The organism is Pontibacter kalidii (assembly GCF_026278245.1).
Classification (GTDB): Bacteria; Bacteroidota; Bacteroidia; order Cytophagales; family Hymenobacteraceae; genus Pontibacter; species Pontibacter kalidii.
In genome coordinates, this window is the sequence record NZ_CP111079.1 from 1,968,358 (window position 1) to 1,983,525 (window position 15,168).

The following is a 15,168-nucleotide window of genomic DNA, read 5'->3' on the forward strand; positions in this document are numbered from 1 at the left end:
GTTGATGAATCTGTGCCGAAAGATGCGTGTGAACCCCTTCTCACGTCCTGCTGAATCCCGAAGACCTGACAAAATTCTTACCACTTCACCTTTTAATCGTTATACTTCCGGGGCCGCCGTCCTTTGCGCACTGCTCCTGAACACCTCCTGCCTGCAAGAGCAGGAGATTAGCGCCGCTGCACAGCCTGCCGCACCGCTAGCCGCACCGCTAGCCGCAGTGAACGGCTCAGTTGCCACTACACCGGTTACACCCCTGGCAGTAACACCGCCCCCCGCTGCGCCTACCCCGGTGGAACCCGCCGAGTGGAACTATCCCGGCCCGCGGCCACTGCCCGGCGCCATACTTCCCGGCAAGCGTATCATCGCCTTCTACGGCAACCTGCTCTCCACGCGCATGGGTATCTTGGGCGAACTTCCGCCAGAGGAAATGCTGGCTAAGCTGGATGAGGAGGTAGCCAACTGGACCAAAGCCGACTCGCTGACACCGGTGCAGCCCGCCCTGCATGTGATCGTGGTAACCGCGCAGGGGCACCCGAGCGCCGGCGGAAAGTACAGGCTGCGCATGAAGCACAAGATGATAGACGATGTGCTGGAGCTGGCCCGACAGCGCGATGCCATTGTTTTTCTGGATGTGCAGGTAGGACACAGCACCCTGCAGGAAGAGTTGCCGCAACTAGAGAAATACCTGCGGCTGCCTAACGTGCACCTGGGCATTGATGCGGAGTTCTCGATGAAGAACGGCAACGTGCCCGGTCGCAGCATTGGCACCTTCGATGCAGCGGACATCAACTATGCCACCGGCTACCTGGCCGGCCTTGTTAAAGCCCACCAGATCCCCCCTAAACTGCTTATTGTGCACCGCTTTACGCAGCGCATGATCACCAACTATGAGAACATCGCTCTAAGGCCTGAAACGCAGGTGGTCATGCATATGGATGGCTGGGGCTCCCCTGCCCTTAAAAAAGACACCTACCGCCGTTTCATCGTCAAAGAGCCGGTGCAGTTCACGGGCTTTAAACTTTTCTACAAAAACGACCTGCGTGACAGTCCGCGTATGATGGCCCCGGAGGAAATCATTACGCTTGAGCCTAGCCCGATGTACATTCAGTACCAGTAGCACTGGCAATATCCCAAGCACATGATATTGGTCATATTTTATAAAAAAGCAGCTGGCTATCTTTGCCTATAGTAAAGCATAGCGGGATACCAATAAAGTATAAATCACTGATTAGCAGATGCTTTAATATCAAATTAAAGTATATTTCAGATACAGGGAAAGAGACCGCGAAAAAAAGGCAAAAATTTAAGCTTCGGAGGGAGTAAAAGGCCTGGAATTTGCGTTAGGTCAGTAGAGAGTATAAAGTGTAATCCTACTAAACTACTCTTTTCCCGAAGCACCCAACCTTTAAAAAGGATAAACATGACGCACTTCCTACACCGCAACCTTCTGAACTTTGTAGTGCGGTTCATTCAGATCATCATTGTGTTTCCGATGGCCGTGCTGCTCAGCTTCTACATCGAACCCTTTGGCACCATGAATTACGAACTGCACTTTATGCTCTGCCTGATGGTGGCTGCTGCGGTTTCTGTGCTGGTTACAAAGTATAGCCGTAAGCTCATCGTGCTGATGTTCATTGGAATACTTGGTATGTTCGCGTTCAACAGCACCTTTAAGGCCCAGACCTTTGAGGGCATCTACGATGATTACAACGCCATGCTGGTGAACATGACGAGCAACCCGCACAAAGTATCCTACTTCAAGCCGGTGCGCGGCACCTACTTCCAGAATCAGCGGGTGAAAAGTTCGATGCAGCCAACGCACCCGAAGGTGAGGGCCTTTGCAGTGGAGAACTCTACCCGTTACTTCCATGACGAGTATTATCGCAAATTCGGGAAGATGACACGCTATTTCTCGCTTTTCAAACATATCCGTCAGAACTGGCGCTACGTGAACGACCCGCTCGGCATGGATTACTACTCACCGCCAACCGAAAGCATGCAACTACTGGCTGGCGACTGCGATGACTACTCTATCCTGATGGCTTCGTCTGTGATGGCTATTGGCGGGGAGGCCCGTATCGTTATTACTCAAAACCACATGTATACCGAGGTAAAGATGGGCCACGTGGATGATCTGGATAAAATAAGCTATGCCGTGCGCACGCTCTTCCCGGATGAGGTGGCCGACGGTAAGATCCATTTCCACGAAACCGGGGAAGACCTTTGGATCAACTTCGATTATACAGCCGAGCATCCGGGCGGTCCGTTCCTAGAGCCTGAGCTATACAGCGTGATCTCTTTTGAGAAATAAAAAATATTGTGCTGTAAGCCAGCGGTTTTATCCCGGAGAACAACTTTTTTACAGCTGCCCTATTGCGGAACAAAAAACACCCGCTATATTTGCACCACAATCAGACAGAAAGGCCCGTTCGTCTAGGGGTTAGGACGCCAGATTTTCATTCTGGTAACAGGGGTTCGATTCCCCTACGGGCTACACGAAAGGCCTCCAGTTAATACTGGAGGCCTTTTTTTATGGGCTTCACCGACTAGAATTTATCAACCGGTTAAATTGATTAATTCTAACAGTTCATGGCCCTTTGTTTTGGCGGGCTTAGCGCTTCCCCAAATGCGTGTCAACGCGCAGCATACCTACACGTTTAACTGAAGGCACTCCATTACATTGAAAGTTAATAGTTGCCTTGAAGAAAAGAGCTTAGTCGATATTAATTTATTTATACTTGAAGGAGCTGGAACCGGTAACTGACAGAAGAGGCAATTGTATGTACACCTAGGGTAACACTACTACTCCTTAAAACAATTAATTTCCCCCGATGAGGCAGGATTCATACTTTAACCCACCTTTTACAACCAAGATTAACTCTTAGGTATTTCGTGTGGGCTCTAACGAGTAGCACCCAGGAAGTTCGCATTGGCCCTTTCTTAAGGTATTAAGTCCATTTAACAAACATGCGGAAAGCCAGCGTGTCGTATCTTTATGGCACCCCTTCCTGCTTACCGGGAAGTAACGCACCGGAAGCCGGTATTCTCCAACCCGGAATCAGGAGAAGATTTCATCCGTGCCGATACCCTATACCCCCTGCAGTAGGAAGCATTACACATAAAAGAGCCGCCCCGCATCACCTTCTTTGGTACAGTAGGCTCTGCCGGGTCATGGCTACGAGCTGGCCCCTTCGGGTTAGGGGCTACTTATCCTTCCAGGCTGCTGTAGTAGGCTCCGTCATACCAGTCAGCACACCACTCCCATACATTGCCTGCCATGTCGTATAACCCGTAGGTGTTCGGGGCAAACGAACTGACCGGAGCTACGCCGGTATACTTGTCCCAGCCGTTGTTCTGGTTAGGGAACTGCCCCTGCCAGGTATTGGCTTTCGGCTTTCCTGTCTCTAACGGCTCTGCTCCCCAAGGGTATGGCTGGTCATCGGCTCCTCCCCGTGCGGCGAACTCCCATTCGGCCTCAGTGGGCAGCCGCTTCCCGGCCCAGGCAGCATACGCCACAGCATCGTCCCACGACACATGCACCACAGGACGGTGCCCTTTGCCCTCCAGGCTGCTGCCCGGCCCCTGCGGGTGCCGCCAACTGGCTCCTTTCTTCCAGGACCACCATTGCCGTGCATCCTGTAGCGCTACCCCATGCGCGGGTGGTGTGAACACAAGCGAGGCTGCTACCAGGACACTGTCAGGAGGCTTGGGCGTGCCGGGTGGTAGCTGCTGCTTTAACTCCTCCCAATCCGGCGCTCTTTCCGCAGTGGTCACATAGCCTGTCTCCTGCACAAACCTGGCAAACTGGGCATTGGTCACCTCGGTGGCGTCCATCCAAAAGCCATCCACTTCCACCGGATGCAAAGGATATTCGTCCTGATTTCCTTCTGTATCGGCAGCACCCATGCGGAACGCTCCCCCCTTGATCCACACCATGCCTTCGTGCGATACTTCACCGACCTTTACAGGGGCTATCGGGCCGGGGCCTGCAAACCGGGATGGCAGGCTTTCGTGGCACGAAGCCGGTTCCCCGTCCACCACAGCAACCTTTTCTTCCTGCGCGTTTTCCTGTTGGCAGGAGACAGCAAGGCAGAGCACACTGTATAAAAAGAGCGAAGCCGGTATTGCAGAGGTTAACATGTGATGGTTATTTTTTTATATAGTGAGCTCTTTGCAATTTGCCCTGTTGCTGCAGCACCTTATCCCATAGCAGTCCGGCACAGCCGGTTTGAACCTGCTCCTGAAAGGCAGTGAATTATACTTTGGTAGCCTGGTAGTTGCACAGGCTCTATATTTCCTGGCAAGCTAAAGCGGCGTTGAAAACAGGCGCTGCAACTTACAGAGGATCTTGAATCCTACTCCCCACCACGCACCATTTCCAGGGCAGCTTTTCCCAGCAGAGCCCTATTCGTGGAGTCCAGTTCTGATTCAAAGAAATTCTCTGGCCCCAGCACTTCATAGGCTCTGCCCCCGTGAAAAGGGATATAGCCCACTGCCTCGGTGTATCTCATCCAGCCGCTTAGCATTTCATGGAACTTTTCCGGTTCTTGCTTGGCAAGGTCACGTTGCTCTCTGGGGTCCTCCTTCAAGTTAAACAGTTGCCAGTTTCTTCCTTCCCCGAAAGGCGGCATCAGGAAACGGATTTTCCAGTCGCCCTAGAGGTAGGCCTTGTTCTCCAGGCTTTCAATTCCAAAGCCGGTTTTCTCATCCCGCACGATACTTCCTTTGTTGCTTAACATCTCATTAAAAGAAGTTCCGGTCATGGGGGCTAGCTTGTTGTTTTTGAAAGTATCCGGCCGCTTAATCCCGGTGATATCGAGCAGCGTAGGCATAATGTCGGTGCCTAAAATTTTGTTCGTGGCATCCACCCCTTTCAGGGTAACGCCTGATCCGGAGATAATGAATGGTACCCGGACACCTCCCTCGCCCGTGGTGGTTTTGAAATAAGAATAAGGCGTAGCGGCCACCTCTGCCCACGCTCCTTCCAGTGACACAAAGGAGTCCGGATTGCCCATGTTCTCCAAGCTGTTATCGAACGGATCCAGGTCCTTCCCATAGAAAGAAGGGTCTTTGGGGTTGGAGCCGTTATCACCGATAAGGATGACGAGCGTATTATCCAGTTTGCCCTCTTTTTGCAGGGCCTCCAGCACGCGGCCAATGTTCAGGTCCATTATTTCAATCAAGGCAGCATAAAGTTCCATCCTACGAGCTTCCACCTTTTTCTCATGCGCTGAAAGCTCATTCCACTTTTTAAATTCACCTGAACCCGGGTTCATCGGAAGATCTTTGGCAATCAGGCCCAGCTTTTTCATGTTGTCCATCCTTACCTTGCGGATGTGGTCGTACCCCTTGTCGTATACGCCCTTGTACTTGTCCTGCCATTCAGTTGGCACATGCAGCGGGTCGTGGGGCGCCGTGAAAGCCAGGTAGCCGAAGAAAGGCGCATCGTCCTGCTGCTCGGTGATGTACTGGATCATTCTGTCGGCATAGTAGTCTGAAGAGTAAAAATCATCTGGCAGTTCTTCCACCACCACGCTGTCATCGTAGTACACGGTATGTATTTTTTCGGCAGGACCTAAGGCGAAAATATTGCTGAAGTGGCTCGTCCCCCCGCCCAGAAAGGAGAAACTGCGCTCAAAGCCTTCCTCAAAAGGCCGCCTGCCATCTTCGAACCCCAGGTGCCACTTGCCACTCATGTAGGTATGGTAGCCGTTTTCCCGCAACGTTTCGGGCAGGGTCATAACCCTGTCGTTAAGATACCCCTCATAACCGGGCTGCATGTATTGGCTAGACGCCTGATAAGGAGACATGGTGCCAATGCCGCTGATGTGGTTGTCCATACCGGACATAAACATGGCCCGGGAGGGAGCGCAGAGCGGTGTGGTATAGCAATGCTGCACAATCAACCCGTTATCGGCCAGGCGCTGGATGTTAGGAGTTCGAATCTCCCCGCCGAAGGGCGACAGGTCCGAGTAGCCCAGGTCGTCTATCACAATAAAAAGAATGTTTGGCCTGTTCTGGTTAGCAGATGTATTGGTATTTGTTTTGGCTTCGTTCTCGTCTTCATTTTTACTGTTTCCACAGGAACTAGTAGTGAAGAGAAATCCTATACAAAACAGGTAAAGCAGAAGGTATGCATTTTTCATTCCTGTTCCGGTTTGTTTTATCGACTGCTCGGCTCGGCAACATGACACGAAACAAAATGTCCATCAAGCGCAACTGAGGACAACTTGCTTTCTGGGGTAGCGAAGAGGAATAATTTCTACATTACGGCTTCATCTTTACAAGGAAGATACCGCTGAAGAACATGTGTTATTCACTGCCTGAAGCAACTTATGGAAACAGACAGATCAGTTACAAAAAACGTCTTTCAACGTGCGTGACAGATATTTATTTACGGTCTAAAAGTCGCAACGATCATCCAGATCAAAAAAAAGATGCGGTTATACAGCCATAGCAGACAAAGCCCTGGCACTTTGACAGGATGAATATTCACCTATGATGACTTTGTTAGGATTGATAAAGTTATACATTAAGAAGAGTTCAGTTAGCGAAAAGTGGCGTGATAACCTATCAAGAGGAAGCTGCAGCCGTAGACATGGCCATCTTGTGCAATATTGATAACCGGCCTCAGCCTTATAATAGCAGTGCGCCTAAATATCAATATAAAGCCCAAGTTTCGATCAATAAAAGAACTGAAAGTCTTAAGCCCCCTACTCCTCCTAAGAGGGGTATCACGTGTTTTGTTCAAAATTCCCCTCCTAGGAGGGGGAGGGTTGGGTTAATCGCGACTAGAGTTATAAAGTGGAAAGAGTGTGCCCAGTCTTCAGGCCATACCCAACATCAGCAAGATGCAAAGTTTGTTTGTGATGAACTACATCAATGGTCGTCTGCACTACACTTCTATATTTATACTTTGTCGAGACACCCATTCAGCAGAGAACTCTATCCCAAATCACCCCTTCTTCTAAAAAGTATACTACGGTTTTTAGCTCAATGTGGAGAAAGTTCGATAGTTCTGCTCCTTCGAACTAGCCAAAACCCGCTTCAGATAAAGCAGGAGCGGGTTCTTTATTTTATCGGCTAATGGTTAAGCCAGTTCACTCAAGGCAGGCCTGGCTTATCTACTGGTCTATTCCTACTTACAGGCTTCAGAAATCAAGCAGACCTACTTCAACCTAATTTTATACGTTGGGTTTGGGTGGTTGATCTTAAATTTCGGGCGGGGCGGGTAGCCTGCTTTCGGCTCGGGAGCTTTTGCCTATAGCGCTACACCTGTAGTGCTGCTATGAGTGCTGACGCTGTTTCGCTACACCCGTTTTCCTGCTGACAAAGCGGCGGATAGCGTTTCCTTTCATCCCTAAGACTATAAAAGTAACATAGGCGGCCAAAGTTAGGGAGGTGACATTAAGGCCAAAGGTTAATAAATGCTCCACCCACTTATCCCCCATATCAAACCCAAAGACAAGCTTGAGCCCGAACCAAGCCGGAAAGACTGAAATGTGGGCCGTGGCAGCCAGGCCAATAAGCTCCCTGCGCCCTGCGTCGTCCATGGCGCCCAAAGCGGCGGCAATACCAATGACAAAGGCAAGCACAACTCCGGATAAAGGTGTTCCAAATTCTTCAAACCCGATAGGAGGCTTCGTAAAGAGCGCCACACAGGCTCCCGCTGCCACTATCAGGATCGTAGTAACCAACAGTGCCAGAATCCCCTGCCGGAGAAAGCGCCACTCCCGGAGCGTCGCCCCCAGGCCTATCCCGAGCATGTGATGATGGTATGGCAAAAACAGGAGGCCGGCGATAATGAGCGGAAGCATGTCCTCCACCATCCCATAGGCAAGTAAAACCGCAGAAAGGAAAACTCTCCCTATAAGACTTTTGGTGACACGCGTAAACTGCCAGAGCTCTTCATATACGTCAGTAGTAGGCCTTACTATCGGAAAGGTCTCCTCCTTCGGCGGCTCCTCCCCGAATAGAGACTCCGGGTGCCGCACCGTGAACGTAAAAGTGTCAGGGTCATAGATAGCGGAATCCATCAGGCTCTCCAGGAACCGCTTGGCCTTAGGTGTGGCAGTTTCTACCTCCACCACGTCCAGGTCTGTTTCCCTGTGGTCCGAGTTATACTTGCGTGCCTGTCGGATGGACACGTGCGCAATTCCGGCAGCAAAGGCTATCTCAGCTATCTCCTTTCCTTGCCCGGAGGGGGCCTTGATGGTAACTAAGCGCATGTAGTTCTATCTTTTCTGTGTTATGCCTACGGAATATCCTATTTGTAGAAAAGTATGAAAGTATACTATACTGAGCACAAAGAGTTGTCATGCCGCCAGCCTCAGCCCTCTAGCCTTCGGGTCTCCTGTTAGCAGAAGTTTCCCAAAATTCATATTCAGGCTGTGGTTCTTTCAACTCGTCGCACACCTGTACGTTTACCTAAAAACACTCTATCCCGACAAAGTATGCTGAAACTACTGGTAACAAACGAAAAACCGGCCCTTGAACAGATGGCCTGGATCCCCGGAGGAACGTTTGAGATGGGCTCCAACGACTTCTATCCAGAGGAAAGGCCGGTGCACCGGGTGGCGGTAGATGGCTTCTGGATAGATAAGTACCCGGTGACGAATAGCGAATTCAGCGTTTTTGTAAAAGCAACTGGGTATCAGACCGTGGCAGAACGTTTCCCGAACCCTGCAGATTATCCCGAGGTTGACCCGGCCTTGCTGGTGCCGGGCTCTTTGGTCTTCCGAAAACCGACCCATAGGGTTAGTTTGAGAGACCACCTTTCCTGGTGGACCTATGTGCCCGGCGCCTGCTGGAAAAACCCGGAAGGCCCGGACAGCAACCTGGAGGACCGGGAAGACCATCCGGTGGTCCATGTCACGTTCGAGGATGCAGTAGCCTATTGCGCATGGGCGGGAAAAAGTCTGCCGACGGAGGCCGAATGGGAATTTGCCGCCCGCGGAGGTTTGGAGGGGGCTATCTATACCTGGGGAAACGAATTTGCCCCGGACGGGCGGCGGCTCGCTAATACCTGGCAGGGAGCGTTTCCCTGGCAGAACCTGAAATCTGATGGCTACGAAGGCACCTCTCCGGTAGGCGCTTTTCCGGCAAACGGGTATGGCCTGTACGACATGGCGGGTAATGTATGGGAATGGACCGATGACTTCTTCCGGCCAAGGCACTCGGAAAACGCAGCCAAAGCCTGTTGTGTACCTCGGAATCCTAAGGTTAGTGCAGCCGAAGCGAGCTTTGCCCAAGACCGGCCGGGCGGCAGTATCCCACAAAAAGTACTGAAAGGAGGCTCCTACTTGTGTGCCCCCAACTATTGCCAGCGCTACCGACCGGCAGCCCGCCAGGGCGAGGCAATTGAATCCTCCGCCAGCCACATCGGCTTCCGCTGTATCGTCAGAAAGCCCGACACATCTTCAGGCAAACTATAATACTAACCTTAATCAGCATGGAGGATTTTCTGCCAACGTTTCTCAACATCATTGTGCCGCTATTCTCGGTCCTCAGCATGCTTTCTGCCGGGTTGGCCTATACCCTTCATGAAATCATCGAACCCCTCCAAAACAAAAAAGGCGTTATACTGATGCTAGCAGCCAACTTCATGCTGGTTCCGGCCCTGACAATCCTCATCATAAAAGTTTTCTCCCTGCACCCAACGCTGGAAGCCGGATTGGTTTTGGTAGCTTGTGGGGCAGGGGCACCTTTCCTGATAAAATTAGCCACCATGGCAAAGGTAGATGTAGCGTTGGCGGCCTCCTGCCTGATACTACTTTTGCCCGCCACGGTGATTTTCATGCCGCTGGTGGTGCCTCTGGCTATACCTGAAGCGGAGGTAAGTACCCGGAGCATCATGGTGCCGCTTCTCCTGACAATGCTCCTGCCGCTGGCGGCTGGCCTGCTGCTTAAGCGGAGCTTACCGGATTGGGCGAAGCAGTTACAGCCCTGGGCGGCGAAGCTCTCCACTATAACCCTAGTCCTGCTGTTTTTGGCAACCCTGCTGCTCTACTTCGGAACAGTATTATCCTTATTCGGGACCGGGGCGATTCTGGCAGCAATCGTTTTTGTGGTCGGTTGCTATGTGATCGGATACCTGATCGGATGGTTTTCCGATGCGCGTGAACTGATTGGCTTTGCAACAGCCCAACGAAACATTGCGGCAGCCACCGTAGTCGCCACCCTCAGTTTTGAGACCAGAGGCCCCCTTGTCATGGTCATCATCCTGTCGCTCATCAGCATGCTCATCCTGTTCCCGTTTGCCTGGTGGCACGGAAAAAGAAAACAAGAAGAAATCACCAAACTCAACATCAGCTATGGAAAATAAACAAGGTATTAGCAAAAAGAATATCCTGATTCTGTGCATGGATCAGTGGCAGACGCACATGCAGTTACCCGAAGGGGTCACCTTCCCGGCCATGGAAAGACTGGAGTCACAAGGCGTTACCTTCGAAAGGCAATACTGTACCGTACCCATCTGCACGCCCTCGCGGGCAACGATGTGGACGGGCGTACATGCCAAGAATACAGGCCTCTGGGACAATACCAACTTCGCCTGGATACACGAGTTAAGCCATGATTTTCCCACCATCGGGCATATGATGCGGGAACAGGGCTACTATACCGCCTTCAAGGGGAAGTGGCACCTCTCGGAAGTCCCACTCGGCGAGGATGCACTGGAGCGCTATGGCTTCTCGGACTTCCAGCAATGGGGGGATATGTTCGGCAGTCCCCTGGAAGGGGCTAAGGTGGATGGCACGGCCGTATTCGAAACCGTCGATTGGCTGGAACACAAATCCCCTCAACTGGACCAGCCCTGGCTCCTGCTCTGCAACCTCATCAATCCGCACGACATCATGTTTTACCAGAGCGACCCGATTGAAGAGCCCGTTCCGAATGGCGCTATAGCCGGCATGAAAACGCCTGCACAGCGCTTGAGCTGGTTTGAGAAGGAATGGCCGGTTGAGCTGCCCGAAAACTTCGAGGATGATTTGAAATACCAGCCATTCGGAGTGCAGCATTACAAAGACTTTATAGACAAAAACTATGGGAAAGTACCCGAGAACCGGCCGGAACTCTGGCGCAAAAGACGGAACTACCTCATCAATGCCATGCGGCTGGTGGACTATGAATTCAGTAAGATTATTGAAACCCTGGACAGACTCGACCTCTGGAAAGATACGATCGTCATTTTTACTAGCGACCACGGCGAAATGAACGGCGCGCATAAGATGAGCCAGAAGGGAGGCATTCATTACGATGAAGCGGCCATTGTCAACCTGACGTTTTGCGTGCCGGATGGCCCGAAAGGTGCACGCACTTCCGCTGTAGGATCGCACCTGGACCTGGCCCCTACCCTACTGGAATTCGCCGGACTCCAGGAACAGGAAATCAAATCTCGGTACCCGCACCTGAAAGGCAACAGCCTGAAATCAGCCATCCTAAACCCAACCTCAGAAGGCCCACGTGGCAGCCAGGATATTCCGGGGAAGGGGGCGCTTTACTGTTGGGATGGCCTGCACATGCTGGACGAAAAGTGGACCTTATCGGGTGCCCTCCAGGAACTGACCGGCCTGTCCGAAACAGAAGACATGCAGGAGCAGATGCGGATTGTCGGGGAAAAATACGGTGCGCCTGATTTCAACAACCGGACCTTCTACCGGACCGTGGTGGACGGACAGTATAAGCTGGTGCGCTGGTTCAGCCCAAGTAATTACGGAAATCCCAGCACGCTGGAGGAACTCTATGCCCAAAGCGACGTAACCCTGCACGACCTGGTAAACGACCCGCTGGAACTGGAAAACCTGGCGCACCCCGACCACCCAAAACATGATCCGAAAATGGTCGAACGAATGCTTCAAAAGCTCCATCACCTGATTGTGGAGGAGATTGGCGAGGACCAGGCGCCCTTTGACCTTAACCTGTTCGGAACCCAAACAACAAACGACGAGACTAAAAACCAGACTTAATCCATGCGAGAAGCTACATCTGAGGAGAAGGCAACGTCGCCAGACGATGAGTTTCACCTGCCCGGGCTCTCTACCTTGCGCGATGCGGTGCAAAATGCTTCCAGGAAAGTACCGCCACGCAACAAACTCCAGCAGGATGGCATAGCCGGGTTGACTACCGCCGTCAGCAGTCTGCCCGATGGCATGGCGAATGGCCTGCTGGCCGGTGTTAACCCCATCTATGGGCTTTATGCCTGTATAGCAGGGCCCGTGGTAGGGGGGCTTCTTTCGAGCTCCCAAGTGATGATGATAACCGCTACGAGCGCTTCGGCCATCATGGCGGGCCAGACCATGAGCACCTTGCCAGCGGAAGAGCGGTCGCAGGTATTTTTTCTGCTGGTGGTGCTCATTGGGGTTTTTCAGGCTGTGATGGGGCTGCTAGGTATGGGACGTTTAACCCGGTTTGTTTCCTTTTCCGTCATGACTGGTTTCCTAACCGGAATTTCGGTGCTATTGGTCATGAGCCAACTCCCGACTGCCACCGGTTACGAAGCGGAAGGGAGCAACAAAATTGTCCAGACATTTAATTTGCTTAGAAATATCACGGAAGTGCATTTGCCATCCACAGCGATGGCTGTATCAACCATTCTGCTCGCCATTATCCTGCAAAAAACACCGCTTAAAAAATTCTTTGCCTTGATTGCCATCGCCATCCCGTCGCTGATCGTTTTCATAGCAGGGTTGGAGGGTGTAAAAGTAGTGCAGGATGTGGGGGACATTACCGGCGGCTTCCCCAGCCCTGTCGTGCCACCTTTTTCATCTATCAGTATTGATATCATCACCGGGGCCTTGGCGGTAGCCATCGTCATTCTCATTCAAGGGGCCGGCGTAAGCCAGAACGTGCCAAACAAGAACGGGGGGAGCCCAAGCACCTCCCGGGATTTTATAGCGCAGGGGGCGGCCAATATTGCCAGCGGCTTCTTCCAGGGGCTGCCGGTAGGTGGGTCGCTGGGCACCACGGCCGTTAATGTGCTGGCCAGGGCACAAACCAGGTGGTCCGTTATTTTTTCTGGCCTGGCGATGACCTTGATCGTTGTGGTCTTTTTAGGCATAGTGGCGCATACGATCATGCCTTCCCTGGGGGCCATGCTCATACTGGCTGGTATCCGGAGCATCAAGCTTTCCGACATTGTTTCTACTTGGAACTCCGGCTGGAAGTCATGGCCATCGCTGCTGGCAGGGGGCGTTACCTTTGGGGCGACACTGATATTGCCTATCCCAACTGCGGTAGGCATTGGCGTGCTCCTTTCCGCTTTCCTGTTTGTGACACGCTCCTCCACTGAAATAACGCTGGTGGAGCTTAGAAAGCGGGAGGATGGAAAGATAGAGGAACACAAGCCACCGAAGACGTTAAAAGGGAATCAAGTAACGGTACTCAATGTGTACGGCAACCTGTTCTTTGCAGGCGCCAAAACATTTGAGCGTTTGCTACCGAAACCCGGAGATATCGAAAACCCCGTGGTGGTTCTGCGCCTTAGAGGCCGAACACATTTGGGAGCCACCCTTGTATCTGTTCTGGCAGACTACTCTTCCTTGTTGAAAGACGTAAACGGCAAGCTGTACCTGACGGGGGTGAGCGATCAGGTGTACAGGGAAGTGGAAAATTCTCACAAACTGCGCATAAACGGGCCGGTGAAAGCTTTTAAGGTTAAACCTGAACTCGGCCTCTCCACGCATCATGCGGTGGTGGATGCGGAAGCCTGGCTCCTAGAGGACGAAGCGGAACCTGCCAGGCAGTGATTACCCTCGCCAGGATTAAACATAAATAAAACATTAGATAATTTATATTTATCACACCTAGGCACTCTTGCAAGGTCCACTTGATTTTACTGGTGCTCCTTATGCTAAAAACAACACGCAGGCTTCCAGGCTTGCCTTCAGCAACTAACAGCTTCTGCTGATGCAAGGGGCTAATTTGGGGCTCTTACGTAGGATTATACAAAAATCATCCTCATATTTGAGCCATAATTTTAAACATGAAACCACTTCTCTATAACATCTCTCCTCCGCGCCTTATTTTACCTGCACAGTAGCCTGAATCGCTACGTCTAGCTGTTTCTCTCTTGGCAAAAACTTCTTTTCTCCCTTTTGAGCGGCTAGTCCTGTTGCTCAGGTTGTTGTGCCTGTTCATCAAGCGGGGCTCCACCTTGAATTCTGTGGTAGTAAGAACATCCGAAATAATGCATCATCTTTCAAATAGAAAATTCATCATTCCTGCCATACCGGCGGTCCTGTTGGCAATGATTAGTGTGCAGGGCGGGGCTTCCATTGCCAAGCACCTTTTCCCTGTGTTAGGCGCAAGTGGCACGGCCTCGCTGCGGATCTGCTTTGCAGCCCTCATCTTACTGGTCGTCTTCCGGCCCAATCTGCGTGCGCTAAACACGAAGCAATGGCTATACAGCCTGGCGTACGGCACCTGCCTGGGAGCCATGAACTTGGTGTTCTACTTTGCCATCAAGCGTATACCGCTTGGCCTGGGCGTCACGCTTGAATTCACCGGCCCCCTTGTCTTAGCGCTGCTGGGCTCCAGAAGGCTGCTTGATCTGCTTTGGGTGCTGCTGGCCTGTTTGGGAATAGTATTGATTGCCCCCTGGCAGAATAACAATGTAGACCTGCTGGGTACCGCGCTGGCAGTAGGGGCGGGAGCCTTGTGGGCAGGCTACATCGTGTTGGGCGGAAAGCTATCCAGGATTATGAAAGGCGGCGATGCGGTAGCTGTAGGAATGCTTTTTGCCGCTGCCTTTGTCGTGCCATTCGGGGCTTTGAGCGGTGATCTGGCGGCAGTAAATGGTCCCCTGCTGTTAATAGGGGTTGCCGTAGCCCTCCTAACAAGTGCCCTTCCGTATACCCTAGAGATGGGTGCCTTACGGCAACTTTCCCCCAAACACTTCGGCATTCTGATGAGCCTGCACCCAGCCTTTGCCGCACTCTCTGGTTTGCTCTTCCTGGAGGAGTACCTAAGCCTGACACAATGGGTTTCGGTCTTCTGCGTGATCACGGCAAGTGCGGGAGCTACTTATTTTACCAAGAAGGCCTGATAAACGGAGCCTGGCCGGCTCTTGCTGATTATTCCGGAAGTATCCATCCTTATAGATGGAGGATTCCCATCCTGTTGGGCAGCAAGTATAACTGAAACCAAGAGGCTCAAAAGGCTGTAGGATTA

At 51.9% G+C, this 15,168-nt stretch carries 10 protein-coding genes, 1 tRNA gene and 1 pseudogene; 8 read left to right on the forward strand and 4 right to left on the reverse strand.

The window, feature by feature from the left end; all coding sequences use genetic code 11:
• The first annotated feature begins 4 nt into the window (after positions 1–4).
• From OH144_RS08420 to OH144_RS08430, 3 genes are all read left to right on the forward strand, one after another.
• A complete protein-coding gene (locus OH144_RS08420) occupies positions 5–1,117 on the forward strand; it encodes a hypothetical protein (protein WP_266205856.1) in 1,113 nt (370 codons plus the stop codon).
• 303 nt (positions 1,118–1,420) lie between these two features.
• Positions 1,421–2,311 (forward strand): transglutaminase domain-containing protein, encoded by an 891-nt coding sequence (locus OH144_RS08425; protein WP_266205857.1) that lies wholly within the window; start codon positions 1,421–1,423, stop codon positions 2,309–2,311.
• A 111-nt stretch (positions 2,312–2,422) separates the two neighbouring features.
• Positions 2,423–2,494, forward strand: a tRNA-Glu gene (locus tag OH144_RS08430).
• 518 nt (positions 2,495–3,012) lie between these two features.
• Here OH144_RS08430 and OH144_RS08435 read toward each other — a convergent pair.
• From OH144_RS08435 to OH144_RS08450, 4 genes and pseudogenes are all read right to left on the reverse strand, one after another.
• Positions 3,013–4,140: pseudogene (locus OH144_RS08435) on the reverse strand (formylglycine-generating enzyme family protein).
• Positions 4,141–4,355: 215 nt separating this feature from the next.
• Positions 4,356–4,589, reverse strand: coding sequence for a hypothetical protein (locus tag OH144_RS08440; RefSeq protein ID WP_266205858.1), 234 nt, complete (start codon positions 4,587–4,589; stop codon positions 4,356–4,358).
• 66 nt (positions 4,590–4,655) lie between these two features.
• Complete coding sequence (locus OH144_RS08445) at positions 4,656–6,146, reverse strand: arylsulfatase (RefSeq protein WP_266205859.1); 1,491 nt, start codon at positions 6,144–6,146, stop codon at positions 4,656–4,658.
• 1,140 nt (positions 6,147–7,286) lie between these two features.
• Positions 7,287–8,228, reverse strand: a complete 942-nt coding sequence (locus tag OH144_RS08450; protein ID WP_266205860.1) for a DUF389 domain-containing protein — start codon at positions 8,226–8,228, stop codon at positions 7,287–7,289.
• 225 nt (positions 8,229–8,453) lie between these two features.
• Here OH144_RS08450 and OH144_RS08455 point away from each other — a divergent pair, with 225 nt between their 5' ends.
• The 5 genes from OH144_RS08455 to OH144_RS08475 all read left to right on the forward strand — a co-directional run bounded on the left by OH144_RS08455 (position 8,454) and on the right by OH144_RS08475 (position 15,043).
• A complete protein-coding gene (locus OH144_RS08455; protein WP_266205861.1) occupies positions 8,454–9,434 on the forward strand; it encodes a formylglycine-generating enzyme family protein in 981 nt (326 codons plus the stop codon).
• 17 nt (positions 9,435–9,451) lie between these two features.
• Positions 9,452–10,324, forward strand: a complete 873-nt coding sequence (locus tag OH144_RS08460) for a bile acid:sodium symporter family protein (protein WP_266205862.1) — start codon at positions 9,452–9,454, stop codon at positions 10,322–10,324.
• Positions 10,314–11,966: a sulfatase-like hydrolase/transferase gene (locus OH144_RS08465; RefSeq protein WP_266205863.1), complete on the forward strand. Its 1,653-nt coding sequence runs from the start codon at positions 10,314–10,316 to the stop codon at positions 11,964–11,966. Before OH144_RS08460 ends, OH144_RS08465 begins: the two co-directional genes overlap by 11 nt.
• Positions 11,967–11,969: 3 nt before the next feature.
• Positions 11,970–13,745, forward strand: a complete 1,776-nt coding sequence (locus OH144_RS08470; RefSeq protein WP_266205864.1) for a SulP family inorganic anion transporter — start codon at positions 11,970–11,972, stop codon at positions 13,743–13,745.
• 440 nt (positions 13,746–14,185) lie between these two features.
• The gene (locus tag OH144_RS08475; RefSeq protein WP_266205865.1) at positions 14,186–15,043 is read left to right on the forward strand and encodes an EamA family transporter; all 858 of its coding nucleotides are present in this window, start codon (positions 14,186–14,188) and stop codon (positions 15,041–15,043) included.
• Positions 15,044–15,168: the final 125 nt, after the last annotated feature.